The organism is Streptomyces sp. GbtcB6 (assembly GCF_019091475.1).
Classification (GTDB): domain Bacteria; phylum Actinomycetota; class Actinomycetes; order Streptomycetales; family Streptomycetaceae; genus Streptomyces; species Streptomyces hyaluromycini.
On record NZ_JAGXJL010000006.1, the window covers coordinates 279,362 to 306,346 of the forward strand.

25 protein-coding genes are annotated in these 26,985 nt (G+C 71.8%); 12 read left to right on the forward strand and 13 right to left on the reverse strand.

What is annotated here, in order from left to right:
• Positions 1-7: 7 nt before the first annotated feature.
• The 6 genes from KVT45_RS13545 (at position 8) to KVT45_RS13570 (ending at position 4,707) form a co-directional block, all read left to right on the forward strand.
• Positions 8-208, forward strand: a complete 201-nt coding sequence (locus KVT45_RS13545; RefSeq protein ID WP_217547255.1) for a DUF5999 family protein — start codon at positions 8-10, stop codon at positions 206-208.
• 111 nt (positions 209-319) lie between these two features.
• Complete coding sequence (locus KVT45_RS13550) at positions 320-1,132, forward strand: PaaX family transcriptional regulator C-terminal domain-containing protein (RefSeq protein ID WP_217547257.1); 813 nt, start codon at positions 320-322, stop codon at positions 1,130-1,132.
• A gap of 208 nt (positions 1,133-1,340) precedes the next feature.
• Positions 1,341-1,892, forward strand: a complete 552-nt coding sequence (gene cysC / locus KVT45_RS13555) for an adenylyl-sulfate kinase (protein ID WP_217547258.1) — start codon at positions 1,341-1,343, stop codon at positions 1,890-1,892.
• Entirely contained in the window at positions 1,889-2,791 is a 903-nt protein-coding gene (cysD, locus tag KVT45_RS13560) for a sulfate adenylyltransferase subunit CysD (protein WP_217547260.1), read from the forward strand. Before cysC ends, cysD begins: the two co-directional genes overlap by 4 nt.
• Before the next feature lie 2 nt (positions 2,792-2,793).
• On the forward strand, positions 2,794-4,002 hold the full coding sequence (locus KVT45_RS13565) for a sulfate adenylyltransferase subunit 1 (RefSeq protein WP_217547261.1): 1,209 nt from the start codon (positions 2,794-2,796) through the stop codon (positions 4,000-4,002).
• Positions 4,003-4,254: 252 nt separating this feature from the next.
• On the forward strand, positions 4,255-4,707 hold the full coding sequence (locus tag KVT45_RS13570) for an ATP-binding protein (RefSeq protein WP_217547263.1): 453 nt from the start codon (positions 4,255-4,257) through the stop codon (positions 4,705-4,707).
• On the opposite strand, the gene KVT45_RS13575 is transcribed toward KVT45_RS13570, so the two are convergent.
• From KVT45_RS13575 to KVT45_RS13585, 3 genes are all read right to left on the reverse strand, one after another.
• Positions 4,667-6,109: an amino acid permease gene (locus KVT45_RS13575; protein ID WP_217547265.1), complete on the reverse strand. Its 1,443-nt coding sequence runs from the start codon at positions 6,107-6,109 to the stop codon at positions 4,667-4,669. The genes KVT45_RS13570 and KVT45_RS13575 overlap by 41 nt on opposite strands.
• Positions 6,110-6,212: 103 nt before the next feature.
• On the reverse strand, positions 6,213-7,220 hold the full coding sequence (gene argF / locus KVT45_RS13580; protein WP_217547267.1) for an ornithine carbamoyltransferase: 1,008 nt from the start codon (positions 7,218-7,220) through the stop codon (positions 6,213-6,215).
• Positions 7,221-7,417: 197 nt separating this feature from the next.
• Entirely contained in the window at positions 7,418-8,641 is a 1,224-nt protein-coding gene (locus tag KVT45_RS13585; protein ID WP_217547268.1) for an arginine deiminase, read from the reverse strand.
• Between the two features lie 128 nt (positions 8,642-8,769).
• Between KVT45_RS13585 and KVT45_RS13590 the strand changes: the two genes are divergently transcribed.
• Both KVT45_RS13590 and KVT45_RS13595 read left to right on the forward strand, forming a co-directional pair.
• Positions 8,770-9,804, forward strand: a complete 1,035-nt coding sequence (locus tag KVT45_RS13590; protein ID WP_217547270.1) for an SPFH domain-containing protein — start codon at positions 8,770-8,772, stop codon at positions 9,802-9,804.
• Positions 9,801-10,712 carry an NAD(+)/NADH kinase gene (locus tag KVT45_RS13595; protein ID WP_217547272.1) on the forward strand — a complete coding sequence of 304 codons (912 nt, stop codon included), beginning with the start codon at positions 9,801-9,803 and terminating at the stop codon, positions 10,710-10,712. The genes KVT45_RS13590 and KVT45_RS13595 overlap by 4 nt, the downstream gene beginning before the upstream one ends.
• Before the next feature lie 24 nt (positions 10,713-10,736).
• Here KVT45_RS13595 and KVT45_RS13600 read toward each other — a convergent pair whose 3' ends face one another.
• Both KVT45_RS13600 and KVT45_RS13605 read right to left on the reverse strand, forming a co-directional pair.
• Complete coding sequence (locus KVT45_RS13600) at positions 10,737-13,283, reverse strand: polynucleotide kinase-phosphatase (protein WP_217547274.1); 2,547 nt, start codon at positions 13,281-13,283, stop codon at positions 10,737-10,739.
• Positions 13,280-14,758: a 3' terminal RNA ribose 2'-O-methyltransferase Hen1 gene (locus KVT45_RS13605; RefSeq protein WP_217547275.1), complete on the reverse strand. Its 1,479-nt coding sequence runs from the start codon at positions 14,756-14,758 to the stop codon at positions 13,280-13,282. The genes KVT45_RS13600 and KVT45_RS13605 overlap by 4 nt, the downstream gene beginning before the upstream one ends.
• Positions 14,759-14,898: 140 nt before the next feature.
• On the opposite strand from KVT45_RS13605, the gene KVT45_RS13610 reads away from it, so the two are divergent.
• Both KVT45_RS13610 and KVT45_RS13615 read left to right on the forward strand, forming a co-directional pair.
• Positions 14,899-15,528, forward strand: coding sequence for a TetR family transcriptional regulator (locus tag KVT45_RS13610; protein WP_217547367.1), 630 nt, complete (start codon positions 14,899-14,901; stop codon positions 15,526-15,528).
• Complete coding sequence (locus KVT45_RS13615; protein WP_217547277.1) at positions 15,525-16,862, forward strand: FAD-binding oxidoreductase; 1,338 nt, start codon at positions 15,525-15,527, stop codon at positions 16,860-16,862. Before KVT45_RS13610 ends, KVT45_RS13615 begins: the two co-directional genes overlap by 4 nt.
• Positions 16,863-16,868: 6 nt before the next feature.
• Here KVT45_RS13615 and KVT45_RS13620 read toward each other — a convergent pair whose 3' ends face one another.
• The gene (locus tag KVT45_RS13620; protein WP_217547278.1) at positions 16,869-17,540 is read right to left on the reverse strand and encodes an FMN-dependent NADH-azoreductase; all 672 of its coding nucleotides are present in this window, start codon (positions 17,538-17,540) and stop codon (positions 16,869-16,871) included.
• A 119-nt stretch (positions 17,541-17,659) separates the two neighbouring features.
• Here KVT45_RS13620 and KVT45_RS13625 point away from each other — a divergent pair, with 119 nt between their 5' ends.
• Positions 17,660-18,607 carry a LysR family transcriptional regulator gene (locus tag KVT45_RS13625; RefSeq protein ID WP_254646710.1) on the forward strand — a complete coding sequence of 316 codons (948 nt, stop codon included), beginning with the start codon at positions 17,660-17,662 and terminating at the stop codon, positions 18,605-18,607.
• Here the strand turns inward: KVT45_RS13625 and KVT45_RS13630 are convergent.
• From KVT45_RS13630 to KVT45_RS13645, 4 genes are all read right to left on the reverse strand, one after another.
• The gene (locus KVT45_RS13630) at positions 18,594-19,001 is read right to left on the reverse strand and encodes a nuclear transport factor 2 family protein (RefSeq protein WP_217547280.1); all 408 of its coding nucleotides are present in this window, start codon (positions 18,999-19,001) and stop codon (positions 18,594-18,596) included. The two genes, KVT45_RS13625 and KVT45_RS13630, sit on opposite strands and share 14 nt — an antisense overlap.
• A gap of 17 nt (positions 19,002-19,018) precedes the next feature.
• Positions 19,019-19,942 carry an NAD(P)-dependent oxidoreductase gene (locus tag KVT45_RS13635; RefSeq protein ID WP_217547282.1) on the reverse strand — a complete coding sequence of 308 codons (924 nt, stop codon included), beginning with the start codon at positions 19,940-19,942 and terminating at the stop codon, positions 19,019-19,021.
• A gap of 17 nt (positions 19,943-19,959) precedes the next feature.
• Entirely contained in the window at positions 19,960-22,716 is a 2,757-nt protein-coding gene (locus KVT45_RS13640) for a non-ribosomal peptide synthetase (protein ID WP_217547284.1), read from the reverse strand.
• Positions 22,717-23,362: 646 nt separating this feature from the next.
• Positions 23,363-24,286: an LLM class F420-dependent oxidoreductase gene (locus KVT45_RS13645; RefSeq protein WP_217547285.1), complete on the reverse strand. Its 924-nt coding sequence runs from the start codon at positions 24,284-24,286 to the stop codon at positions 23,363-23,365.
• A gap of 241 nt (positions 24,287-24,527) precedes the next feature.
• Between KVT45_RS13645 and KVT45_RS13650 the strand changes: the two genes are divergently transcribed.
• Positions 24,528-24,689: a hypothetical protein gene (locus KVT45_RS13650; RefSeq protein ID WP_217547287.1), complete on the forward strand. Its 162-nt coding sequence runs from the start codon at positions 24,528-24,530 to the stop codon at positions 24,687-24,689.
• 10 nt (positions 24,690-24,699) lie between these two features.
• Here KVT45_RS13650 and KVT45_RS13655 read toward each other — a convergent pair whose 3' ends face one another.
• The 3 genes from KVT45_RS13655 to KVT45_RS13665 form a co-directional block, all read right to left on the reverse strand.
• On the reverse strand, positions 24,700-25,158 hold the full coding sequence (locus tag KVT45_RS13655) for a DUF6099 family protein (RefSeq protein WP_217547289.1): 459 nt from the start codon (positions 25,156-25,158) through the stop codon (positions 24,700-24,702).
• Positions 25,159-25,342: 184 nt separating this feature from the next.
• Entirely contained in the window at positions 25,343-25,672 is a 330-nt protein-coding gene (locus KVT45_RS13660) for a nucleotide pyrophosphohydrolase (RefSeq protein WP_217547291.1), read from the reverse strand.
• Positions 25,669-26,835 carry an AAA family ATPase gene (locus KVT45_RS13665; RefSeq protein ID WP_217547370.1) on the reverse strand — a complete coding sequence of 389 codons (1,167 nt, stop codon included), beginning with the start codon at positions 26,833-26,835 and terminating at the stop codon, positions 25,669-25,671. Before KVT45_RS13665 ends, KVT45_RS13660 begins: the two co-directional genes overlap by 4 nt.
• Positions 26,836-26,985: the final 150 nt, after the last annotated feature.

Genomic DNA, 26,985 nt, shown 5'->3' on the forward strand with positions numbered 1-26,985 from the left:
GTGCGCCATGTGTTCCCACCAGTCCCCGAGCGCGACGGCCGACCGCGGCCTGGCGCACATCGTCGCCGCCCGCCCCGAGCAGGGCTGGACCCTGTTGTGCGACGGGGCGATCGTCTTCGACGACACGGGCGAGCTGCACGCCGACGGCAGCGTGGTCCCGCCGCACCGCGGCCCGGCCGACCGCCTCGCCGTCGCCATCGCCGCCTGACCCGGCACCGGGCCAGGCACCGGCCACCGGCCACCCGGGACGGGCCCCGGAACCCTGACTCACGTTCAGCGGTGCACCGAAGGTGACCAGCAGCGATGCCGGGGACCTAAAATGATCAACGTGCCCGAGCAACACGCCCCGAGGTCCCTCATCGTCACGCTCTACGGCGCGTACGGCCGCTTCCTGCCCGGCCCGGTGCCCGTCGCCGAGCTGATCCGGCTGCTGGCCGCCGTGGGCGTGGACGCACCCTCCGTACGTTCGTCGGTGTCCCGGCTGAAACGGCGCGGGCTGCTGGCCCCGGCCCGTACCGCGCACGGCACCGCCGGATACGAACTCTCCGCGGAGGCAAGGCAGCTGCTCGAGGACGGCGACCGCCGGGTGTACGCCGACGCGCCGCCGGAGGACGAGGGCTGGGTGCTCGCGGTGTTCTCGGTGCCCGAGTCGGAGCGGCAGAAGCGGCACGTGCTGCGCTCCCGGCTGGCCGGACTCGGCTTCGGCACCGCCGCGCCGGGCGTGTGGATCGCCCCGGCCCGGCTGTTCGAGGAGACCCGGCACACCCTGCGACGGCTCGGCCTCGACCCGTACGTGGACTTCTTCCGGGGTGACCACCTCGGCTTCGCACCCACCACCGAGGCGGTCGCCCGCTGGTGGGACCTGACCGCGATCGCCAAGGCGCACGAGCAGTTCCTCGACGCCCACGAGCCGGTGCTGCGCGGCTGGGAACACCGGTCGGACACCCCGCCCGAGGACGCCTACCGCGACTATCTCCGCGCCCTCGACTCCTGGCGCCACCTGCCGTACACCGACCCCGGACTGCCGACGGGCCTGCTGCCCGCCGACTGGCCCGGCACCCGCTCGGCGGCCGTCTTCCGCGCACTGCACGAGCGGCTGCGGGAGGCCGGGGGCACCTTCGTCGGTCTGTGACCCGGCTCCGTGGGACCTGTGACCGGCTCTGTGAACAGCCGGACGGGCCTTTGTGAAATGTTCATTGCAGGACTCTGTGACCTCTTGTGTACCAGGAGTCACTCAGTTAAACCTCAGCTTCCTTAACCACTCCTCTCAGACTTCTTACCTACTCTTCGACGGGTCGTTCGCGGGTTTGCCGAGTAGGTAAGGAAGAGGTCTGTTGCGCATGACCACCACGCCAAGGGCTCAGGGAGCCACGGTCTGGCTGACGGGACTGCCGAGCGCGGGCAAGACGACGATCGCGCGCCTCCTCGGCGACCGGCTCAAGGCCGAGGGACATCGCGTGGAGGTCCTGGACGGCGACGAGATACGCCGCTTCCTCTCGGCCGGCCTCGGCTTCTCCCGGGCGGACCGCAACACCAACGTGCAGCGCATCGGCCTGGTCTCCGAGGTGCTCGCGCGCAACGGCGTGCTCTCCGTCGTCCCGGTCATCGCCCCCTACGCCGACAGTCGCGAGGCGGTGCGGGGCCGGCATGAGAAGAGCGGGACGCCGTACCTGGAGGTGCATGTGGCGACCCCGGTCGAGGTGTGCAGCGAGCGGGACGTGAAGGGCCTGTACGCCAGGCAGGCCGCGGGTGAGCTGACCGGGCTGACCGGTGTCGACGACCCGTACGAGCCGCCCACCGATCCGGCGCTGGTGCTGCGCACCCAGGAGCAGACCCCGCAGGAGTCGGCGGATGCGGTGCACGCGCTGCTGGTGGAGCGGGGGCTGGCATGAGCACCTTCACGCTGTCCCATCTGGACGCGCTGGAGTCCGAGGCGGTCCATATCTTCCGTGAGGTGGCGGGCGAGTTCGAGCGGCCGGTGATCCTGTTCTCCGGCGGCAAGGACTCCATCGTCATGCTGCACCTGGCGCTGAAGGCCTTCGCGCCCGCGCCGGTTCCGTTCTCGCTGCTGCACGTGGACACCGGGCACAACTTCCCCGAGGTGCTCGCCTACCGCGACCGTACGGTCGAGAAGCACGGGCTGCGGCTGCACGTGGCCTCCGTGCAGGACTACATCGACCGGGGTGTGCTGCGCGAGCGGCCCGACGGCACCCGCAACCCGCTGCAGACCGTGCCGCTGACGGAGAAGATCCAGAGCGAGAAGTTCGACGCGGTCTTCGGCGGCGGCCGCCGGGACGAGGAGAAGGCCCGCGCCAAGGAGCGCGTCTTCTCCCTGCGCGACGAGTTCTCCCAGTGGGACCCGCGCCGCCAGCGCCCCGAACTGTGGAACCTCTACAACGGCCGGCACGCCCCCGGCGAACACGTCCGCGTGTTCCCCCTGAGCAACTGGACCGAACTCGACGTCTGGCAGTACATCGCCCGCGAGGAGATCGAACTGCCGCAGATCTACTACGCCCACCACCGCGAGGTCTTCATGCGCGGCGGGATGTGGCTGACCGCCGGTGAGTGGGGCGGGCCGCGCGAGAACGAGACCGTCGAGAAGCGGCAGGTGCGCTACCGGACCGTCGGCGACATGTCCTGCACCGGCGCGGTGGACTCCGGCGCCGACAGCATCGAGAAGGTGATCGCCGAGATCGCCGCCTCCCGGCTCACCGAGCGCGGCGCCACCCGGGCCGACGACAAGCTCTCCGAGGCCGCGATGGAAGACCGCAAGCGCGAGGGGTACTTCTAAGCATGAGCACGACCATCGACACCCTGCGGTTCGCGACCGCCGGCTCCGTCGACGACGGCAAGTCCACCCTCGTCGGACGGCTGCTGCACGACTCCAAGTCGGTCCTCACCGACCAGCTGGAGGCCGTCGAACAGGCGTCCCTCAGCCGCGGCAAGGACGCCCCCGACCTCGCCCTCCTCACCGACGGACTGCGCGCCGAACGCGAACAGGGCATCACCATCGACGTGGCCTACCGCTACTTCGCCACCCCGAAGCGCCGCTTCATCCTCGCCGACACCCCCGGCCATGTGCAGTACACCCGCAACATGGTCACCGGAGCCTCCACCGCCGAGCTGGCGATCATCCTCGTCGACGCCCGCAACGGGGTCGTCGAGCAGACCCGCCGGCACGCCGCCGTGGCCGCCCTGCTGCGCGTCCCGCAGGTCGTCCTCGCCGTCAACAAGATGGACCTGGTCGGCTACGAGCGGGCCGAGTTCGAGCGGATCGTCGCCGACTTCACCGCCCAGACCGCCGAGCTGGGGCTCCCCGAGGTCACCCCGATCCCGGTCTCGGCGCTGGTGGGCGACAACGTCGTCGACCGCTCCGCGCACATGGACTGGTACGGCGGCCCGGCGCTCCTGGAGTTCCTGGAGAGCGTCCCGGTGGCCGCGGACCCGGCCGACGCCCCGGCCCGCTTCCCGGTCCAGTACGTCATCCGGCACGGTGACATCCGTCACTACGCCGGCCAGCTGGTCTCCGGCTCGGTGCGGGTCGGCGACCGGGTCACCGTGCACCCCTCCGGCGAGACCTCCGAGATCGCGGCGATCGACGTGCTCGGCACCGAGGTCGAAGCGGCGCACGCCCCGCAGTCCATCGGGGTGCGCCTGGCGGACCAGCGGGACGTCTCGCGCGGCGACATGATCACCGCCGGGCCGGAGGCGCCCGCGCTCACCCAGGACGTCACGGCCGCCGTCTGCCATCTGGCCGACCGGCCGCTCAGGGTCGGCGACCGGGTGCTGCTCAAGCACACCACCCGGACCGTCAAGGCGATCGTCCGCGACCTGGCGGGCGCCACCGAGCTGACCGCCAACGACCTGGGCCGGATCACCCTGCGCAGCGCCGAGCCGCTGCCCCTGGACGCCTACGCGGTCTCCCGCCGTACCGGCGCGTTCATCCTGATCGACCCGGCGGACGGCGCGACGCTGACCGCGGGGATGGTCGAGTTCGGCTGATCCCCGCACGCACCTGAAGGAGCCCCCGGCAGCTGCCGGGGGCTCCTTCACGTTCCGGACGGACGGTCACAAGGTCACGGCGCGTCAATAACGCGGTAACAGTGCGGGCGCGGGTGCGAGACGGCCCGTCGGCCGGGGTAAGCAGCCCGTTACCGGGACGAAGGTCCGGTCCGGGGCCCGCCGACGGGTTCCGGAACGGGACCCGTACCATTCCTACAGTTGAAAGCAGGACAAGCAGTGATCGCCTGCGCCATGAACGGAATCGCCGTGTACGAACCACCTTCCGCAGCCGCCTCCTGGCGTATCGCGCTGCCGCACACCGTCGCGGCCGTGCCGGTCGCCCGTGCCCTGGTGCGCTCGGCGATGGAGGAGGCGGAGCACGCCGCGGACACCGACACCGCCGAGCTGCTCACGGCGGAACTGGTCGCCAACGCCGTGGAGCACGCCTCCGGCAAGGGGCCGATAGAGCTGGTCGTCGAGCTGCTGCCGGGGGGCTGCAAGGTCGAGGTGCACGACCCGGACCCGGCGCCGCCCGGCCATCTCACCCGTCCGGTGATCGAGGAGCCCGACCCCATGCAGGAGGGCGGGCGCGGCCTGCTGCTGATCCGCGCCCTCAGCTCGTCCTGCGGTCACCGCCCCACCGAGTCCGGCAAGGCGGTGTGGTTCAGGCTTCCTGCAGTACCGCGTCAGTGGCGTCGGGCGTGACCGCGTCGCTCTTCACCAGGGCCAGCGTGGAGTTCCGGCGCCCGTAGCCGAGGTAGACCAGCAGGCCCACGGCCAGGAAGACGGCGAACTGGATCCAGGTCGTCCACCCGGTCTCGTACATCAGATACAGGCAGAAGCCGACGCCCAGCAGCGGCACGACCGGGTAGAGCGGTACCCGGAAGGTGCGGGCGAGGGCCGGTTCGCGGCGGCGCAGGGCGATCACTGCGATGTTCACCACGGCCATGATCGCGAGGGTGCCGATGGTGCACAGGTTCATCACCGCGTCCAGCGAGGCGAAGGCCGCCGGGAGCGCGAAGACGGCCGCGACGATCAGGGTGCCCGCGACCGGGGTGGCGGTCTTCGGGGAGACCTTCTCGAAGACGCGCGGGATCAGGCCGTCCCGGGACATGGACATGAGGATGCGGGTCTGGCCGTACATCACCGCGAGGACGACCGAGGCGATGGCGACGACCGCGCCGAAGGCGATCACACCGCCGCCGATCGTGGATCCGGTGACCTGGTTGACGACGTAGGAGAGGGCGGCGGGACGGCCCGCGACCTGGTCGCCGCCGATGGCGCCGATGGCGGCCAGCGCGACCGCGCAGTACAGCAGGGTGACGACGCCCATGCAGACGAGGATGGCGACCGGGATGTCCCGGCGCGGGTTCTTGGCCTCCTCGCCGGCCGTGGTGATCGCGTCGAAGCCGATGTAGGAGAAGAACGCGGCGGTGGTGCCCGCGCCGATACCGCCGAGGCCGGCCGGGGAGAACGGCACGAGGTTGCCGTCCTTGAAGGCGCTGAAGCCGATCGCGCAGAAGGCGACCAGGACGACCAGCTTCACGGCGGCCATCGCGGCGGTGGCCCGGGCGCTCTCCCGCACCCCGCGCACCAGCAGCACTGCGGCCATCGCGATGACGATCACGGCGGGGAGGTTCACGATCCCGCCGTCGCCGGGGCCCGCGGACAGGGCGTGCGGGAGCTGGCGGCCGGTGAGGCTGTGCAGCAGTTCGTTGACGTACTGGCTCCAGCCGACCGCGACGGCCGAGATCGAGATGCCGTATTCGAGGAGCAGACACCAGCCGACCAGGAACGCGGTGGACTCGCCGAGCCCGGCGTAGGCGAAGGAGTACGACGATCCGGAGACCGGGATCGCGCCGCCCAGCTCGGCGAAGGCGAGGGCCGTGAAGACGCAGGTGATCGCGGCGAGCACGAAGGAGACGACGACGGCCGGGCCGGCCTGGGCGACCGAGTCGGAGAGGCCGACGAAGATGCCGGTGCCGACGATCGCTCCGATGCCGAAGCAGATCAGCTGGAAGAGGCCCATGGTGCGGCGGAGGCCGTGGCCCGCGCGGTCGGCGCCGGATTCGGCGACCAGCAGGTGCGGGGACTTGATGCGGGACATGCGGGTGGTGCTCGTTTCTGGTGGTGCGGGTGCGATCCGGGTTCGGTCGCGATGGCGGCCCCGGCGTGGGGTGGTGCCGGGCCGCCGCAAAGAACAGGGCCGGTCAGGCGAGGGTGGCCACCAGGACCGCCTTGATGGTGTGCATCCGGTTCTCGGCCTCGTCGAAGACGACCGAGTGCTCGGACTCGAACACCTCGTCGGTCACCTCCAGCTCGGTCAGCCCGTGCCGCTCGTGGATCTCGCGGCCGATGACGGTGCCGAGGTCGTGGAAGGCCGGCAGGCAGTGCAGGAACTTGACGTCGGCGTTGCCGGTGGCGCGCAGCACGTCCATGGTGACGGCGTAGGGGCCGAGCAGCGCGATGCGCTCGTCCCAGACCTCCTTGGGCTCGCCCATCGACACCCAGACGTCGGTGGCGACGAAGTCGGCGCCGCGCACCCCCTCCTTCACGTCCTCGGTGAGCGTGATCCGGGCGCCGGACGCGCCGGCGAGCTGCTGGGCCAGCTCGACGATGGTGTCGTCCGGCCACAGCAGCCGGGGCGCGACGATCCGGACGTCCATGCCGAGCAGGGCGCCGGTGACGAGGTAGGAGTTGCCCATGTTGTAGCGGGCGTCGCCGAGGTAGGCGAAGGCGATCCCGTCGAGCGGCTTGTCGCTGTGCTCGGTCATGGTGAGCACGTCGGCGAGCATCTGGGTGGGGTGCCACTCGTCGGTGAGGCCGTTGTAGACGGGCACCCCGGCGAACGCGGCCAGCTCCTCGACGACGCCCTGGCCGTGCCCGCGGTACTCGATCGCGTCGTACATCCGGCCGAGGACCCGGGCGGTGTCCTTCACCGACTCCTTGTGCCCGAGCTGCGAGCCGGCCGGGTCGAGGTAGGTCGTGGAAGCGCCCTGGTCCGCGGCGGCGACCTCGAAGGCGCAGCGGGTGCGGGTGGAGGTCTTCTCGAAGACCAGCGCGATGTTCTTGCCCCGCAGGTACTGCGTCTCGGCCCCGGCCTTCTTGGCCGCCTTCAGCTCGGCTGCCAGCTCGACCAGCCCGCGGAACTCCTCCTGGGTGAAGTCCAGCTCCTTGAGGAAATGGCGGCCGGCGAGGGCGGTCGGGACAGTCGCCATGGGGGCGCTCCAGCGGTAGGGGTCAGCTTCGGGGACTTTGGAAGTCTATACGATGTTCCACATTTCTATACAGGCACCGCTGGACCATCCCGATCGGCACGTTTTCATACTGCGCCCCTTGCGGGGATCCATATGGCTTTAGGCGCCGCATGCCGCCACCAGAAGCAGGGTGTCTCATACGGCTTGTGCGGCGTTCCTCATACGGCGTCCCGCTCCACCGGACAGCTCATACAGCGCGGCCCGCCCCTCCCCCGCCCCAGCTCACTGCCCGGGATCTCGATCACTTCGATGCCCTGCTTGCGCAGATGGGTGTTGGTGGTGGAGTTGCGTTCGTAGGCGACGACGACACCGGGTTCGACGGCGAGGACGTTGCAGCCGTCGTCCCACTGTTCGCGCTCGGCCGCGTGCACGTCCTGGGTGGCGGTCAGGACCCGGATCTCGCTGAGGCCGAGGGCGGCGGCGATCGCCCGGTGCATGTGCTCCGGCGGATGGTCGGTGACCTTGAGCTCCTTCTCGCCGGTGCCGGGTTCGATGGTGTACGAGCGGAGCATGCCGAGTCCGGCGTACTGGGTGAAGGTGTCGCCGTCGACCATCGTCATCACGGTGTCGAGGTGCATGAAGGCGCGCCGCTTCGGCATGTCCAGGGCGACGATGGTCTGCGCCGAGCCGGCCGCGAACAGCTTGTGCGCGAGCATCTCGACGGCCTGCGGGGTGGTGCGCTCGCTCATGCCGATCAGGACCGCGCCGTTGCCGATCACCAGGACGTCGCCGCCCTCGATGGTGGAGGGGTAGGCGGCCTGCCCCTCAGACCAGACATGGAACGTTTCGCCACGGAAGAGGGGGTGGTGCCGGTAGATCGCCTCGAAGTGCACGGTCTCGCGCTGCCGGGCGGGCCAGCGCATGGCGTTGATGGAGACGCCGTCGTAGACCCAGGCGGAGGTGTCGCGGGTGAAGAGGTGGTTGGGGAGCGGTTCGAGGAGGAAGTCGTCGAGGTCCATGGCATGGAAGCGGACCGAGGTGGGCTCCTCGTGGGCGGCCAGGAACTCCCGCTTGGTCATGCCGCCCACCAGCGCCTCGGCCAGCTCGCCCGCCGGCAGCTTCTCGAAGGCGGTGCGCAGGTGGTCGGTGGCGAGGGGACCGTACTCCTTCTCGTCGAAGACCCGGTCCAGGACGAGGGTGCGGGCGGCCGGGATCCCCAGCGCCTCTTCGAGCAGGTCGCCGAAGAGATGGACGGCGACCCCGCGGTCGCGCAGCACGTCGGCGAACCCGTCGTGCTCGGCCCGGGCCCGGCGGACCCAGAGGACGTCGTCGAAGAGGAGGGCGTCCTTGTTGCTCGGGGTGAGCCTTTTGAGCTCCAGATCCGGCCGGTGCAGGATGACGCGGCGCAGCCGCCCGGCCTCGGAGTCGACGTGGAATCCCATGCCTCCATCCTGACCATCGCGGACCGTCTTCACCCCCTGCTCGACCGTTTCTTGTTCTCGTCCTCTTGACGACAACCAGGTTCCGAGATTATGGTCATCATGACTCTAAAGATGAGGGGGCGGATTCGATGACCGACATCACCCGGCGTCTGGGCTGGCGCCACCTGCGCGGGGCTCCGACGGCACACGTCAGACACCACCGGGACGGGAAGCTGCTGCACGACGGGCCGGGGCTCAGCTTCTGGTTCCGCGCGCTCACCGCGGCGATCTCCGAAGTACCGGTCGACGACCGCGAACTGGCGATGACCTTCCATGCCCGTACGGCCGACTTCCAGGACGTGGCGGTGCAGGCGACGGTCACCTACCGCATCGGCGACCCGGCGGTGGCGGCCGCCCGCCTCGACTTCTCGATCGACCCGGACACGGGTGTCTGGCGTGGCACCCCGCTGGAACAGCTGGGCACGCTGCTCACGGAGACGGCCCAGCAGCACGCGCTGGACGTGCTGGCCGGCACCCCGCTGTCGGAGGCGCTGGTCGACGGAACGGCCGCGGTCCGGGAGCGGATCGTGGCCGGCCTCGGAGCGGAGCCCCGCCTCCCCGCCACCGGCATCGAGGTGGTGGCCGTCCGGGTGATGGCACTGCGGCCCGAGCCGGAGGTGGAGCGCGCGCTGCGCACCCCGGCCCGCGAGCAGATCCAGCAGGAGGCCGACCGGGCGACCTACGAGCGGCGCGCGGTGGCCGTCGAGCGGGAGCGGGCGATCGCCGAGAACGAGCTGGCCAGCCAGATCGAACTCGCGCGCCGCGAGGAGCAGTTGGTCGACCAACGGGGCACCAACGCCCGCCGGGAGGCCGAGGAACACGCGGCGGCGGACGCGGTACGCGCGGACGCCGAGGCGGCACGCACGGTACGGCTGGCGGAGGCGGAGGCGGCCCGGGCGGTCACGCTCGCGCGGGCCGAGGCCGCGGGGGCGCGGGAGGTCGGCGAGGCGCGGGCCGCTGCACAGGAGGCCTGGCTGCGGGTGCACGGCGAGGCGGACGTGGCCACGCTGCACGCCCTCACCGGCACCCGGCTCGCCGAGAACCTGCCGCGCATCGACAGCGTGACCGTGTCGCCGGACGTGCTGACCGGGCTGCTCGCCAGGCTGGGAGGGGAGCGGGAGTGAGCCTCGCGCCGCGGGCCGTGCTCGTCCACCGGACCACGGAGTACGAGGAACTGGTGGCCCGGCACGGCACGCACGGCCAGGCCGCCTTCTTCCTCGCCTCCCGGGGCCGGGACATGGCCGAGGTCGCCGAACGGCACCGGCGCAGCCGGCGGGCGCTCGCGGAGGTGACCTCGGCGGTGCCGCTGGCCTGGCGCCAGGCCCGGGTGGAGCGGGCCGACCTGGACCGCTTCCTGTTCGCGCCGGAGGACGTGGTCGTGGTGGTCGGCCAGGACGGGTTGGTGGCGAACGTGGCCAAGTACCTGGACGGCCAGCCGGTGATCGGGATCGACACCGACCCGGGCCGCAATCCGGGGGTCCTGGTACGGCACCGGCCCGAGCAGGCGGCCGTACTGCTGGCCTCGGTCACGGCGACGGCCGTGGCCGCGGCCACGGGGGCCGACGAGCTGACGATGGTGGAGGCGGTCGCCGACGACACGCAGCGGCTCGTGGCGCTCAACGAGATCTATCTGGGTACCGCCGGTCATCAGACCGCCCGATACCGCCTGGGCCTCGAGAACGACGGGGGTGTCGTCGAGGCCCAGGCTTCCTCCGGGGTGCTGGTGGGCACCGGCACGGGGGCCACCGGCTGGCTGCGCTCGGTGTGGCAGGAGCGCGGCGCCCGGCTGCCGTTGCCCGCCCCCACGGAGGACCGCCTCCTCTGGTTCGTCCGGGAGGCCTGGCCCTCGCCGGCGACCGGGACCTCCCTGGTCGCCGGCGAGCTGACGGCCTCGGCGGCCCTGACCCTCACGGTCGAGTCGGACCGCCTGATCGCCTTCGGCGACGGCATCGAGTCCGACGCCCTGGAACTGACGTGGGGGCAGACGGTCCGGGTGGGGGCGTGCGCGCGGCGGCTGCGGCTGGTGGGCTGACCGGCCGGCCGGAGCCGCCGTCGTTCACAGCCGCGGGTCGACCGGTTCCGACTCCAGGGCCAGGACCCCGAAGACCGCCTCGTGCACGCGCCACAGCGGTTCGCCGTCCGCGAGGCGGTCCAGGGACTCCAGGCCGAGGGCGTACTCGCGGATCGCCAGGGACCGCTTGTGGTTGAGGAAGCGGCCCCGCAGGCGGGTGAGGTTGTCGGGGCGGGTGTACTCGGGGCCGTAGATGATCCGCAGGTACTCCCGGCCCCGGCACTTGATGCCGGGCTGGACCAGCCGGCCCTGCGGGTCGCGGACCACCGCGCCGGCCGGCTTGACGACCATGCCCTCGCCGCCCCGGCCGGTCATCTCCAGCCACCAGTCGACGCCGGACCGCACCGACTCCGGGTCGCCGGTGTCGACGTGCAGGCGGCGGGTGGTCTGCAGGAGACCCGTCGGGTCGTGCTCCACCAGCCGGTCCAGGAGGGCGAGTTGTTCGTCGTGCGGGAGCGCGGCGAGGCTGCGGCCCTGGACCGCGAGGATCTGGAAGGGGGCGAGGCGCACCCCGTCCAGGCCCTCGGTGGTCCAGCAGTAACGGCGGTAGGCGTCGGTGAACGCGGCCGCGTCGGCGGCGCGTTCGCGCTGCCGGGTCAGCAGACCGGTGACGTCGACGCCGCGGGCCGCCGCGCCCTCCAGGGCGGCCAGCGCGCCCGGGAAGACCGCGCCGGAGGCGGCGCCCACGGCCGCGTACTGGGTGCGCAGCAGCCCGGAGGCCTTGAGCGACCAGGGCAGCAGTTCGGCGTCGAGCAGCAGCCAGTCGGTGGCGAGTTCGTCCCAGAGGCCGGCCGCGTCGACCGAGGCGCGGATCCGGCCGAGGATCTCCTCGGTCACCGACTCGTCGTCGAAGAACGGGCGTCCGGTGCGGGTGTAGAGGGAGCCGGTCGGGCCGGGCGGGACACCGAAGCGCTTGTGCGCGACGTCCGCGTCCCGGCACACCAGCGCCACCGCCCGCGAGCCCATGTGCTTCTCCTCGCACACCACCCGGGCGACCCCGTCCGCGGCATACTGGGCGAAGGCCTCCGCCGGGTGCTCCAGGTAGCCCTCGACGTGCGAAGTGGCCGTCGGGGCCATGGTCGGCGGCAGGTACGGCAGCAGGCGCGGGTCGATCGCGAAGCGGCTCATCACCTCCAGGGCGGCCGCCGCGTTCTCCTCGCGGACCGCGATCCGGCCCTGGTGCCGCGTCTCGACGACCCGTCGGCCGTGCACGTCCGCCAGGTCCAGCGGGCGTCCGTCCTGGCCGCCGGGCGCCTCGGTGTGCAGCGGCCGGGCCGGTTCGTACCAGACCCGCTCGGCCGGTACGTCGACCAGCTCCCGCTCCGGCCAGCGCAGCGCGGTGAGCTTGCCGCCGAAGACGGCGCCGGTGTCCAGGCAGATGGTGTTGTTCAGCCAGCTGGCCTCCGGGACCGGGGTGTGGCCGTAGACGACGGCCGCGCGGCCCCGGTAGTCCTCGGCCCACGGGTAGCGCACGGGCAGGCCGAACTCGTCGGTCTCGCCGGTGGTGTCGCCGTACAGCGCGTGCGAGCGGACCCGGCCGGAGGTGCGGCCGTGGTACTTCTCGGGCAGCCCGGCGTGGCAGACGACCAGCTTCCCGCCGTCGAGGACGTAGTGGCTGACCAGCCCGTCGATGAACTCCCTTACCTGTGCCCTGAACTCCTCGCTCTCGCCGTCCATCTGCTCGATGGTCTCGGCGAGTCCGTGGGTGTGCTGGACCTTGCGGCCCTTGAGGTATCGGCCGTACTTGTTCTCGTGGTTGCCGGGCACGCACAGGGCGTTGCCCGACCCGACCATCGACATGACCCGGCGCAGCACGCCGGGGCTGTCCGGGCCGCGGTCGACGAGGTCGCCGACGAAGACCGCGGTACGGCCCTCCGGGTGGACGCCGTCCCGGTAGCCCAGCTTGGCGAGCAGGGACTCCAGTTCGCTCGCGCAGCCGTGGATGTCGCCGACGATGTCGAAAGGGCCGGTGAGGTGGGTCAGGTCGTTGAACCGCTTCTCGGTGACGACGGTCGCCGACTCGATCTCCTCGACGCCGCGCAGGACGTGCACCTTGCGGAAGCCCTCGCGCTCCAGGTGGCGGAGCGAGCGCCGGAGTTCGCGGATGTGGCGCTGGATGACCCGGCGGGGCATGTCGGCGCGGTCGGTGCGGGCCGCGTTGCGTTCGGCGCACACCTCCTCGGGCACGTCGAGGACGATGGCAATGGGCAGCACGTCGTACTGCTTGGCCAGGTCGATCAGCTGGCGCCGGGACTCCTGCTGCACGCTGGTCGCGTCGACGACCGTGCGGCGGCCGGCGGCCAGCCGCTTGCCGGCGATGTAGTGCAGGACGTCGAAGGCGTCCTTGGTCGCGCTCTGGTCGTTCTCGTCGTCGGAGACCAGGCCCCGGCAGAAGTCGGAGGAGATGATCTCGGTCGGCTTGAAGTGGCGCCGGGCGAAGGTGGACTTGCCGGAGCCGGAGGCGCCGACCAGGACGACCAGGGAGAGGTCGGTGACGGGCAGGACCCGTCCGGTGTGCTGTGACTCGGTCATGCCGCCTTCGCCTCCTTCGCGACGCATACGGTGGCCGTGCTTATTTCGAAAACGGCCATCTGGGTGGGCGGGCCGACCTCGGGGTCGTCCGGTCCGACGGGGGTGAACTCGACGTCGTAGCCGTGGAGTTCGGCGACCCGGTGGGCCCAGGCGCGGAACTCCTCGCGGGTCCACTCGAAGCGGTGGTCGCCGTGCCGGGTGTGGCCGGCGGGGAGGGTCTCCCAGCGGACGTTGTACTCGACGTTCGGGGTGGTCACGAGGACCGTGCGCGGGCGGGCGGCGCCGAACACGGCGTACTCCAGGGCGGGCAGCCTCGGCAGGTCGAGGTGTTCGATCACCTCGCTCAGCACGGCCGCGTCGTACCCCTTGAGCCGCTTGTCGGTGTAGGCCAGCGAGCCCTGGAAGAGCTTGACGCGGGCGGCCTGCCGCTCCCCCATGCGGTCCAGCTTGAGCCGCCGGGAGGCGATGGTGAGCGCCCGCATGGACACGTCGACGCCGACGATCTCGGTGAAGGACGGGTCCTTCAGCAGCGCCTGCACCAGCTGGCCCTGGCCGCAGCCGAGGTCGAGGACCCGGGCGGCACCGGCGCGCCGCAGCGCGTCGAGGATCGCCTCGCGGCGCTGCACGGCGAGCGGGGTCGGCTTCTCCTCCGTCTCGGTCTCCTCCGCGACCGCGTTGTCGATCTCCTCGACCTCGCTGTCGTCGGCCTCGGCGAGGCGCACCAGCTCCAGCCGCTCCATCGCCTCCCGGGTCAGCGACCAGCGGCGGGAGAGGTAGCGGCTGGTGATGAGCTTCTGCTCGGGGTGGCCGGGGAGCCAGCCCTCGCCCGCGCGCAGCAGCTTGTCGACCTCCTCGGAGGACACCCAGTAGTGCTTGGCGTCGTCGAGGACGGGGAGCAGGACGTAGAGGTGGCGCAGCGCCTCGGAGAGGGTCAGCGCCTCGGACTCCAGGACCAGGCCGACGTATCGCGAGTCGCCCCACTCCGGGAACTCGGCATCCAGGGCGACCGGCTCGGCGGTCACCGTCCAGCCGAGCGGCTCGAAGAGGTGCCGTACGAGGTCGGGGCCGCCGCGGGCGGGCAGCGCGGGCACCTCGACGCGCAACGGCCTCGGCTGTGCCGGGGCTTCGGGGCGGGCCTTGCAGACGCCGCGCATCGCGCTGGAGAAGACGTTGCCGATCGCCACGGCGAGCAGCGAGGAGGCTGCGTACGGGCGGTCGTTGACGTACTGCGCGAGCGCCGCGTCGGGTGCTCCGCCGCGTCCCTTGCCCTTGCCGCGCCGGACCAGCGCCACCGCGTCCACCTCCAGGAGCAGCGCCGCCGTGCAGCGCTCGGCGTCCGCCTCCGGGTAGAAGACGTGCGCGATGCCGTGCGAGGTGGTGAAGGTCTGCGCGTTGTCGGGGTGCTTGTGCAGCAGGAACCCGAGGTCGGTGGCCGGGGAGGCGGCGGTGCCGCTCGTGGAGATCGTCAGGAACACATGTCCGAGTCTCCCTGGTCCGGCGCCCCCTTGACCACTGGTTTTGTCCGTGCGCTGGTCCGCGGCACCGTCGGTTCGGCGGCGGGCCGCGCAGCCGCCGGGGGCCGCTAATGACCAGATGTACATTAGGGCCCGTGACCATGACGTCCAGCAGCAAGCCGCCCGCCCGGAAGCGGGTGCGGGCACCCGAGGCGCATCGCGAGGCGATCCTCGACGCGGCCCGCGCCGCGTTCGCCGAGCGGGGATACGCGCGGGCCACCATCCGGGAGATCGCCGGCCGCGCCGGAGTCACCCACGGCCTGGTGATGCGGCACTTCGGCTCCAAGGAACGGCTGTTCCTGGCCGCCGTGCCCGGCACCCGTGACCTGCCGGAACTGGTGCCCGGGCCGCCCGGGACCCTGCCGGACAGGATCGCGCGGGCCTTCGTCGAGCGCATGGAGCGCGCCGACAGCGGCGATCCGTTCCTCGCGCTGATCCGCAGCGCGGCCTCCGACGAGAGCGCCGCGACCGCCCTGTACACAGCGATGCGGCAGAGCAGCACGGAGGCCTACCGCACGGTGCTGACCGGGCCCGACGCCGACGAGCGCATCGACCTGCTCGGCGCGCATCTCATCGGGGTCGCCTTCAGCCGGTACGTGCTGCGCAGCGGGCCGGTGGCGGAGATGGAGCCGGAGCGGCTGGTGCGCTACCTGGCACGGTCCCTGCGCTGCGCGCTGGAGCCGCTCGGCGAGGCCGGATCCGAAGCCGAGGAAGGGAACTCCCCATCATGACGTCCATACTTCCGCCGGTCCCGCCGGTCCCACCGGTCCCGCCGTCCCTGGCCGGGCGGATCGTCGTACCGGACGACACCCGGTACGAGCGGTTACGGCACGGCTATGTGCACCGCGGCTCGCCTGCCGCCGTGCTGCTGCCCGAGGACGCCGGGCAGACCGCCGAGGCGCTGGCGTACGCGCGCTCGCTGGGCTCGGCGGTCTCGGTGCGCAGCGGCGGTCACGGCATCAGCGGCCGTTCCACCAACGACGGCGGTGCCGTCGTCGACATGTCCCGCCTCGACGAGGTGCGGGTGCTCGACCGGACCCGGCGGCGGATCCGGGTCGGGGCGGGCGCCCGCTGGGGCCGGGTGGCGCAGGCCCTCGCTCCGCACGGGCTGGCCGTCAGCTCCGGGGACACCGGTGACGTGGGGGTGGGCGGCCTGGTCACGGCGGGCGGCATGGGCTGGCTGGCGCGGCTGCACGGGCTGACCGTCGACCATGTGACGGCGGTCGAACTCGTCCTGGCCGACGGCACGTTCGTGCGGACGGACGCCGAGCGGGAGCCCGACCTGTTCTGGGCGGTGCGCGGGGCCGGCGGGAACTTCGGGGTGGTCACCGCCGTGGAACTGGAGGCCTACGAGACCGGTGACGTGGTCTTCGCCAACCTGGTCTTCGACGCGGGGGACGCGGCGGCGCTGATCGAGGCGTGGGGTGCGGTGCTGGAGGCGGCGCCGCGCGAGCTGACCAGTTTCCTAACGTTCATGCCGGGCGGGCCGGGCCGCCCGCACCTGGCGCATGTCGCCGCGGTGTACGCGGGGAGCGCGGAACAAGGCGCGGCCGAGCGGGCGCTGACGCCGCTGCTCGGCATCGGCCCGCCGGTCCAGCAGCGGGCGGTGCTCGCGCCGTACTCGGCGCTGGTGCCGGTGAGCGGCGTCGCGCACCACGGGCAACAGCAGCTCGCCGCCACCCGGTCCGGCCTGCTCGACCACCTCACCGCGGCCGCGGCACGGGCGGTCGCGGACGCGCTGGAGTCGGGGCAGGTGCTGATGCAGCAGTTCCGTTCGGTGGGCGGGGCGGTCAACGACGTGGACCCCGCGGCCACCGCCTACGCCCACCGCACCCAGAACTTCTCGCTGATGTCCGCGACAGTCCCCGAGCTGGAGAGCGGGCTCGACACGCACTGGGCACGGCTCGCCCCGCACCTGAACGGCATGTACCTCAGCTTCGACACCCGCCGTACCCGGCAGGTGCTGACGGAGGCGTTCCCCGAGCCGGCCCTGTCCCGGCTCCGCGCTCTGAAGGAGCGGTACGACCCGGAGAACGTCTTCGACCGCAACTTCCCCCTGAAGTGAGGAAGTTCAGGAGGCGCCTTGGGTGCGGGCACCCTCCAGCGCCTTCTGGTACGACGCCGCGGCCACCTCCTGGAACTGGGCGAGCCGGGGCACGTGCGCCGACTTGGTCAGCTCGGCGTGCAGGAAGGTGAGGTCGGTCGCGAGGCCGACCATGCCGAGGGCGGCCCTCAGGTACGGCTCCTGGTGGTCGGAGTCGTGGCGCGGCGTGCCGGGGCCGTAGGCGCCGCCGCGCGCCGAGGCCACCACGACCTTCTTGCCGGACAGCGGGCCCTCGCCGGTGGCCGGGTCGGCGATGAGCGGGGCGATCAGCACCCGGTCGAACCACGCCTTGAAGGTCGAGGGCACCGAGAAGTTGTACATCGGGACGCCGAGCAGAATGGTGTCGGCGGCGAGGAGTTCCTCGATCAGCGGCCAGGTGATCGCCCAACTGGCCTGCTCCTCGGGCGTGGTGGCCGCGTCGCGGGCCGCGGCGAGGTCGCGTACGCCCTCCTTCTCCAGTCGGTGCATCACCTCGATCTGCGCGTGGTCGACGTGCGGCACCGGGCCGGCGGCCAGGTCGCGGTAGATGTAGCTGCCGTCGGGGTTGGCCTTGCGCCAGGCCTCGGCGAACTCGCCCGAGATCTGGCGGGAGACGGAGCCCACGCGCGGGCTGGAGTCGAGGTGGAGCAGTGTGGCCATGGCGGAAAACCCCTGTCTGATCAGGTCGTTCATATCGGTCCGTGATCCATTGAAAGTCCGGGTGAGCGGGTTGTCCCGTAATCTGGCGTGGCAGTTCGTAACCGGAAGCGTTAGCGAGGATGACGGTGCTGGACGTACGGAAACTGGTTCTGCTGCGTGAGGTCGGCGCCCGGGGATCCATCGCCGCGGCGGCGCAGGCCCTGAACTACACCCGCTCGGCTGTTTCCCAACAGCTCTCCGCCCTTGAGTCGGAGACCGGTACCGCACTGCTGGACCGGGGCAGCAAGCGCGCCGAGCTCACCCCGGCCGGGCGGCTGCTGGTCGCGCACACCGACCGGATCGTCAACCAACTGGAGGCGGCCGAGGCCCAGTTGCTGGCCGGGGACGGCGAGATCGGCGGCGAACTGCGGGTGGGTGTCCCGCTGCACGAGGGGCCCGCGCTGCTGGTGCCGGCGCTGAACCGGCTGCGCGAGGAGCATCCGCAGCTGCGTATCACCCTGCACGGGGTGGCCCCGGACCAGGGGCGGCAGACGGTGCGGCTGGGCCGCCTCGACGCCGTCCTGGCCACCGGCTACCCGCGGGTGCCCGAGCCCCGGGTGCCCGGGCTGTACGAGGAGGAGGTGCTCAGCGACCGCGTCCGGCTGATCACCGCCCCGGGGCACCCGCTGGCCCAGGGCGGACGCCCCTGCCGGCTGGAGGAGTTCGCCGGGGAACCGTGGCTGCTCGACCGGACCTCGCAACTCGGCCGGCTCGCCCTGCACGCCTGCGCGGGGGCCGGATTCGTGCCCGACATAGTCTCCGACATCGGGGACATGCAGGCCGTGTTCGGGCTGGTCTCACTGGGCTGGGGCGTGGCGCTGGTGCCCGACCTGGTGCCGACCCGGCCGGGGCTTCCGGTCGCCCGGATCACCCCGGCCGGGCCCGAACTGACCCGCCGTATCACCCTCGTGGTGCGCGAGGGTGCCGTGCACAGCCCGCAGGTGGCCGTGCTGCTGCCGGCCGTGCGGGAGGCCGCGGCGGAGCTGACCCGGCGTCAGGACGCGGCCGGCCCGCTCAGCTCTCGATGACGCGGTGGAAGGCGACGGTGTCGAAGATGTCCTCCATCCGGACCGCACGCCCGTCGCGCAGCACCCAGGAGTGCGTGAACGGCAGTGACTCGGTGTGGCCGGAGAGGGAGACGACGTCCCGGTGGCCGAAGACGACCACCCGGTTCCCCTCGCGGACGAACTCCTCGGGGTGCAGCCGCATCCCGCCCAGCACGGTCGGCACGTGGGCCAGGAACTCCTTGACACCGGCGTGCCCGTGCTTGGTGCCGCCGAGGCCGTACTCGGCCATGCCGTCGGGGTGCACCCACTCGATGTCCGGGTGGAAGGCGTCGAGCAGCGCGCCCACGTCCCGGGTGGCGAAGGCCGCGTAGGCGGCGTGGATCGGGGCCAGTGGATCGTTGGCGTTCTCGGTCATGTCCTTCTCAGCCCTTCTCAGTCCTTGAGGTGCTCGGGATACAGCGCGGCCACGGTCCGCCGGATGCCCTCGCGCCAGGGCACCCGGCACGGGCCGGTGAGGGAGCGGCGCAGGGTGGGGTCGAACTGGTAGGTCTCCCGGGTGACCTCGCTCGGCACGAGGTTCGCCTCGACCCCGGTCAGCTCCTCCAGGTACCGGACGCAGTCGGTGATGCCGACCGGCTCGTCGCCGCCCCAGTTGGTCAGGGTCACCGGCACCGCGGCCGCGTGCCACAGGTGCGGGACCTGCTCCACGAGGTCGTCGGTGTAGAGCAGGGAGCACCAGTTCTGGCCCTCGACGGGGACCGGGATGGGCTCGCCGGCCAGCATCCGCTTGAAGTAGAGCATCGGGACTCCGCCGTAACCGCCGGGGCCGTAGGCGATGTTGAGGCGGGCGATGACGGTGGGCAGGCCGAGGGTGCGGGCGAAGGCGCGGACGGTGCCCTCGGCGGCGATCTTGACCACGGGGTAGGCGGGCAGCCAGTCGGCCTTGCCGTCCAGCGGGTCGGTCTCGGTGTACTTGTGGTCGAGGGTCTGCCGGGCGTAGAGGGCGCCCGTCGACACGTACAGGAAGGCCTCGGCGGTACGGCAGTGGGTCATCAGGCGCCCGGCGGCGACCGAGTTGACCTCGACGGCGGCGTTGAAGTCGCCGTCCTCGCCGCGCCGCACCGCCGAGTGGAAGACGTGCGTGAAGTCCTCGGGCAGGCCCTTGAGGGAGCCGTCGCCGGTGTCGTCCATGTCCCAGCGGAAGGTGCGGATGCCGTGCCGGGTGAGGTCGTCCTCGGCGCCGGGGGTGCCGAAGCGGCCGAGCGCCCAGACCTCGTTGTCCTGGGCCAGGGCCTTGGCCACCGGTCCGGCGACCTGTCCGGTGGCGCCGGTGACCAGGATCTTCTTGCCGTTCACTGATTCTCTCCCTGTGATCAGGCGTCGCCGAGGGCGCGGTCGAGTTCCTTGCGGAGGATGGACTGGAAGGTGGCCACGTGCTGCGGGCCCATCAGGGTGTAGTGCTCGCCGGGTACGTCGATGTAGCGGTTCTGCTCGGTGGTGTGCTCGTCCCAGCGGCGCAGCTCGTTGTTCAGCCAGTCCTCCTTGGTGCCGCGCAGCGGGATGGCGTAGAAGACGCTCATCGAGCGGACCTTGCCGCCGGGGGCGTATGTGCGGCCCAGGTTGGTGAGGCCGTCGGCGAGTTCGGCCCAGGCCCGGAACTTCTCGAAGGTCAGGTCGAGTTCGGCGAGCCGGCCCTCGGGCGCGTGGTCGACGAAGTACGCCAGCTGCTCGTCCTTCTCCAGGTGGCGCAGTTGCGCCGGGAGTTCGAGGGACTGCTTCTTGTCGATCAGCTCCAGGAAGAAGGCGAGGTTGGCGGCGGTCTCGACGAAGTCCAGTTCGTTCATGCGGTACTTGATGTGCGGGGGCAGGTTGAAGCTGCCGACGAAGTCGACGCGTTCGCCCTGGTCCTGGAGGACCTTGGCGATCTCGAAGGCGACGGCACCGCCGTAGGAGTACCCGGCGACCGCGTAGGGACCGTGCGGCTGCCGGGCCCGGATGGCCTTCACATAGGTGTCGACCATCTCGGCGAAGCTCTCGAAGGGCGTCTCGCCGGGGTTGAAGCCGCGGGCGCGCAGGGCGTAGAAGGGCCGGTCGCCGACGAAGTACTTGGCGAGGTTGACGAAGACGAGGACCTCGCCGACGCCCGGGTGGACGCAGAACAGCGGGGTCTTGTCGCCGCCCACCTGCATGGGCACGATCGGGTCGTACTCCTGCTCGCCGTGCGCGGCGCCGTCGAGGTGGGCGGCGAGGGCGCGGACGGTGGGGGCCCGCAGGACGGTGATGATCTGCAGGTCGGCGGCGCCGAGGCGCTGGGCGACCAGGGAGCGCAGCCGCAGGATGTCCAGCGAGGTGCCGCCGAGGTCGAAGAAGTTGGCGGTGGCGCTCAGCTTCTGCGGGTCGGTGTCGAACATCTCGGCGTAGATGCCCGCGAGGACCGTCTCGGTGTCGCCCTCCGGCGCGTTGTAGCCGCCGAGCCGGCGCAGCACCAGGTCGTCGACGGCGGCCCGGATCCCGTCGTAAGCCCCCGCCTCCAGGCGCCTGCGCATCAGCGAGCGCTGGATCTTGCCGAGGCTGGTCTTGGGGAAGGCGTCCGGGGGCAGCGGCAGGATGAGGGCGGGCCGGAAGCCCCAGTGCATCACGACGCTGCTGCGGACGGCGGTCAGCACCCGGTACAGGGCGAGTTCGTCGCCGTCGGCGCACTCCGGGTGGAAGGCGATCACCAGTTGCTCGGTGTCGCTGCCGGGGGCGCGGGTCGGGAAGGCGGCGACGTAGGAGCGGGCCACGTCGTCGAGGCCTTCGAGGACCGATTCGATGTCGTGGCTGAAGTAGTTGACGCCGTTGACGATGATGCTGTCCTTGCTGCGTCCGACGAGGGTGAGCCGGCCCTCGTCGAGGCGGCCGAGGTCGCCGCTGCGGAACCAGCCGTCGGGGGTGAAGGCGTCCTGGGTGGCCCGCTCGTTGTTGTAGTAACCGGAGGTGATCATCGGGCCGTTGAGCTGGAGCTCGCCCACCTCGCCGGAGGCCAGCTCGTGGTGGTCCTCCTCGTCGGCGATCCGGATCCGCAGTCCCTCGACGGGCCGGCCCAGGTTGGCGAACTCCTGGCCCTGGTCGGCGGCCGGGAACTCGACGGAGTAGATGCTCCCGGCGCAGGTCTCGGACATGCCGAAGGCGGGCCAGAGGGCGTCGGGACGCAGGCCGTAGCGGGCGAAGCGGCCGAGGAAGGTCTCGCCGGTGGTGCGGACGACGGCCTCGCCGCCGCTGATGATGTGCCGCAGCCGGGACAGGTCGAGGCCCGGGCCGTCCTCCTCGGCGAGCCGGTCGGCCTGCGGATTGATCAGCCCCAGCAGGAAGTTGGGGGTGAAGGTCATGGTGACGCCGAAGCCGGATATCAGCCGCAGGAAGTTGAGCGGTTCCTGGAGGACGACGGGTGCCTCGACGTGCAGTTGGGTGCTGCCCGCGTACAGCGGCAGCATGTGGCACTCCAGCAGGGCGGCGACATGGTCGAAGGAGACCCAGTTGAGGGTGGTGTCGGCGGCGGTCAGCCGGTGGTAGCCGTTCTTGCCTGCCATGGAGGCGAGCAGGTTGCCGTGCGAGAGCATCACGGCCTTGGAGTTGCCGGTGGAGCCGGAGGTCAGCACCAGGACGGCGGTGTCCTTCGGGTCGGCCTCGTGGAAGGCGTCGGCGGGCTCCGCGTACAGCTCCTCCAGGGCGACGACCGACAGGCCCTCGGTGCGCGGGAGTTCGGCGGCGAGGGTCTCGCTGGTGACGATCAGCGGGTGGTCGAGGAGGGTGTCGACATGGGTGAGCTGGGCGGCCCAGCGCTCCGGGTCGCCGCCGAGCGCGGCCATCGGGCAGGGCACGAAGCCGCCCAGCTGGCAGGCCCAGAACGCGGCGAGGAACTCCTTCGGCCGCTCAAGGAGCAGGACGGCCTTGTCTCCGGCCACGAGCCCGCGCTCGCGCAGGCCGCCGAGCACCGAGCGGGCCGCGTCGAGGAGTTCGGGATAGCTCTGGAAGGGCGCATCGGGGTCGGTCGCGGTCCGGGGGTAGCGCAGTCCGGACGCGGCGTGGTTCCGGGCGGCGTCGCGCAGCAGGTCCACGATGGTGCGGGTGGTGGATACGGCTGTGGTCATGACGGTGCCTTCTCTTCCTGTCGCGTCGACGGCCGGGTGTGGTGGCCGTATACGGGTGGCGGCCGGGGCTCGGGCCACGGGTGGCGGCCCTCGCGCCGCGGCGGTACGGCGGATCGAATGGCATACGGCGTGCCGGGCAGGGCCGTACGGCACACCGTTTCAGCCGGGTAAACCGGGCAGGTCAGCCGGAGAGGCCGGGCAGGTCGGCCGGGTAAGCCGGGCAGGTCGGCCGGGTAAGCCGGGCAGGGAGAAATCCGGGAAACCACACCGGAAGCACGCATGCCGGTGCTCAGAGGCTTCTGCGGGGCATCAGGAAGGGACGCCGGAAACAGAAATCGAGCGTTCCGGAACACCGATGGAACAAATACCTGTACATCGTCCCCCACCGACCAGGTCAGTACCGAGAGCCACGGCGCCGGGGCCCTGAATACACGCCGAGAATAGAAACCGGCACACCCGATTGTCAAAGGACCCGGGAAAGCAGAAAGTAAAAACCGGATGGCGCGGGAAAGTACGGTACCGGCCACTCGCTCCCGCAATTCCACCGCAATTTTTTCTTACACCCGGCGTCAGAAATCACGACGCCCGCAGAAACAACCGCCCCCGGCCCTTTCGGGTCGGGGGCGGACGTCGTGCGGGGCGAAGGTCACGACAGCTGCGACTGGACCTGGGCGGAGATCAGCTCCAGGTGGTCCAGGTCGGAGAGGTCCAGGACCTGGAGGTAGAGGCGCCGGGAGCCGATCTCGGCGTAGCGGCCGATCTTCTCGACGACCTCGGCGGGGGTGCCGGCCAGGCCGTTGGTCTTCAGCTCGTCGACCTCGCGGCCGATCACGGCGGCACGGCGGGCGACCTCCTGGTCGTCCTTGCCGACGCAGACCACGAGGGCGTTGGAGTACGTCAGCTCGTCCGCCCCGCGGCCGGCCGCCTCGACGGCGGCCCGTACCCGGCCGAACTGCCGCTCGCTGTCCTCGATCGAGGCGAACGGCATGTTGAACTCGTCGGCGTACCGCGCGGTCAGCTTCGGGGTCCGGGTGGCGCCGTGGCCGCCGATCAGCACCGGGATCCGGGCCTGGGCGGGCTTGGGCAGGGCGGGCGAGTCGGTGAGGTCGTAGTAGGTGCCGTGGAAGTCGAAGGTGTCGCCCAGCTTGGTCTCCCAGAGCCCGGTGACGATCGCCAGCTGCTCCTCCAGGCGGCCGAACTTCTCCTTCGGGAAGGGGATGCCGTACGCCTTGTGCTCCTGCTCGAACCAGCCCGCGCCGAGGCCCAGTTCGACCCGGCCGCCGGACATCTGGTCGACCTGGGCGACCTGGATGGCGAGCACACCGGGCAGCCGGAAGGTTCCTGCGGTCATGAGGGTGCCGAGGCGGATCCGCTTGGTCTCGCGGGCGAGTCCGGCAAGGGTGATCCAGGCGTCGGTAGGGCCGGGCAGGCCGTCCACGTCGCCCATCTTCAGATAGTGGTCGGACCGGAAGAAGGCGTCGAATCCGAGGTCCTCGGTGGCCTTGGCGACGGCGAGGAGGGTGTCGTAGCTCGCGCCCTGCTGGGGCTCGGTGAAGATACGAAGGTCCATACACCCATCCTGCACGGACCCCGCCCCGTCAACCGCATCGGCACCACCCGTCACGGGCGTCCACCCTCGGGTGAATATCGTCAACGGCGGGGCCGCGGGGCGGCGCGGGCCAGTGACCGGCCCCTGCGGTGATCGTTGGGTGGGTGCCGGGCCGTCCGGCACCCGCGCCGGACGGTCGCCGTCGCCGCGCGTCGTTCGTGGCCCGCCGCCGACGGCGGGCCGGGGGGCCGAGGAGGCCGTCTTGTCCGAAGAGTCCGTTCCACAGCAGGGTGGCCCCTCGTCCGGTCAGCCGAAGGGGCTGCTCCAGCAGATGGAGGAACTCATGGCGGCGTTGAACGCGGACATCTCCGCACTGGACGCGGACCTGCAACGCTCCCCGAGGGAAGAGGCCGACCTCGGCTAGGAACCGCCTCCTAGCCGTCGTGGACCTCCTCCCTGGCTGCCAGCTTGCGGAGCATCTCCAGCACCCTGTCCCGGGACTCGTCGGCCGCGTCGATGGCCTCCATGCACTGCCAGTACGTCGCCTCGTCGGCCGCGGCGCTGGCCATGCCGACCAGCGCGATGCCGACCTCGCCCAGGAGGCCGCCGAGGCTCAGCAGGGTCAGGCGCGCGTCGTCCAGTTCGGTGAGCTGGGCGGCGCGCAGGGTGCCGGGGTCCAGGTCCGGGGTGTCCAGCACGCCGCAGCCCCGGCCCGCCAGCTCGGTCAGGCCGAGGGCCTCACCCCGCAGCTCGGGCGGGCCGGAGACGGCCAGCCGGCTGCCGATCGCCTGGGCCAGGGCCTGGGCCTGCCACACCTCGGTCATCAACTCCGGAACGCCCGCGCCGTGCGCCAGCGCCCGTCTGCTCGCCACGATGAGCCGCATCGCGTCCATCCGTCGCCCCGTCCCCGTCGGTCCGAACTGCCTTGCCGCACTCAGTAGTTCACTACCCAGAGTGAGGGTTCCCAAGACGTGGAGCCAGAGGAAGACGGAAATCTGTGGACAACAATTCGGATTCGGGCGGGGTTTTGGCTACTGAGTGTTAAATCGGAGTGCCACGCTCCTACCTGACCGGCCGTCAGGCAGGCGGGAACCGCTTCTCGTTGCGGTCGATCTTCGCGGCCAGCGCGGCCAGCGGGTCGATGTCCAGGACGTCGCAGAGCTGGAGGAGGTAGGACAGCACGTCGGCGACCTCGTCCGTGACCCGGTGGGCGGTGCCGGGGTCCGCCATCACCCGGGACGACTCCTCCGGGGTCAACCACTGGAAGATCTCGACCAGTTCGGACGCCTCCACGCTCAGGGCGGCCACCAGGTTCTTGGGTGTGTGGTACTGCCGCCAGTCGCGGGCGGCGGCGAACTCGGCCAGCCTGCGCTGGAGTCCCGCCACGTCGAGAGGTTCGTCTGTCACGCGTCCAGGTGTACCACTGTGATCGCCTCCGCTCCGCCGGCCCAGGAGGCGTCGCTCACCGCGCCGACGAACCGGATGTGGCCGCGCTCCCCCATCAGGACTGCCGTGCGCAGGAGTTCGGCGCGCTGGCCCGGGTCGAGGCAGCGGTCGAAGCCGTCGGCGAGGACGGTGAGGCCGCGCATGGCATCGGGGACCTCGCCGGGTGCGTCGACGGCCAGGACGCCGGGGCCGGTGAAGAGGACCAGGGCCAGGGCGAGATAGCGCAGTTCGCCGTCGCCGAGCCGCTCCAGCTCGGTGCGGTGGCCGTCGCCGCGGTCGAGCAGCGCCCGTACCGTGCCGTCGCCGAGCGGTTCGGCGAGCACGTCGACGACGGGGCCGGCGCAGCCGGTGCGCACCGCGTCGACGAGCTGGGCGTGCCGGCGGCCGCATTCGAAGCGGGTGCGCCACAGGACGTCGGCGAGGTTGTCGCAGCCGCGCAGCAGCCGGCCGGAGCCGGTGAGGACGGGTGTGCGCATGCCCTCGGGCCGCGGATCGCAGGGGAACACCGACCGCAGGGCGACGACCATCTGCTCGGCGGCGGCGAGGACCTGCCGCTGGCCGTCCGTCTTCCCGGCGACGCGCAGCGGCAGCAGGGCGGTGCCGAGGCGGTCGTCGGGGAGCGGGGCCCGGGTCACCGGCGCGGTGCCCGCGGTGTGCCAGGCGGCCTGCACGGCCGGCCGGCTCGGGTCGCGCAACGCGGTCTCCAGAAGCACGAGCCCGCCCGCGGTCAGCCGCTCGCCGACGATGCGCAGTTCGGGTTCGGCCTGCACGGCGACGTCGAGCCGCACCGGCCCCTCGGCGCCGTCGGCCGTACACCCGATGCGGAACCCCCGCCGCCGCTGTGCGTCGGGCCGGGCCCGCTCCGGCACCAGCGCGCCCGGGTCCGGAAACACGTCGGCGAGCGCGGCCCCGCCCCCGAGCCGCGCGAGCGCCTCGTAGGCCGCGAGCACCGCGCTCTTCCCGCTGCCGCTGGGCCCGGCGAGCAACGTGACCTGCCCGACGGGAAAGTTCGCCCCACGATGCCGGGCGAAGGCGGAGAGCCGCAGCTCGGTGACGCGGGGGCGGGGGTCACGACGGGGGGTGGGGGCGGGGGGTGCGGAGGCGGACCGGGGTGCGGGCGGCAACGGGGCGTCCGGACGGCCCGAGCGGGCGCGCGGGACGGTCTCCGGTGACCGGGTGGGCGTGCCGGAACGTGACCGGCGGGGCCGTTCTGCCGACGGGCTACCGGGGGTCGTCGGCGCGTTCGTGGTCACCGACGGCACCGCACCTTCGGA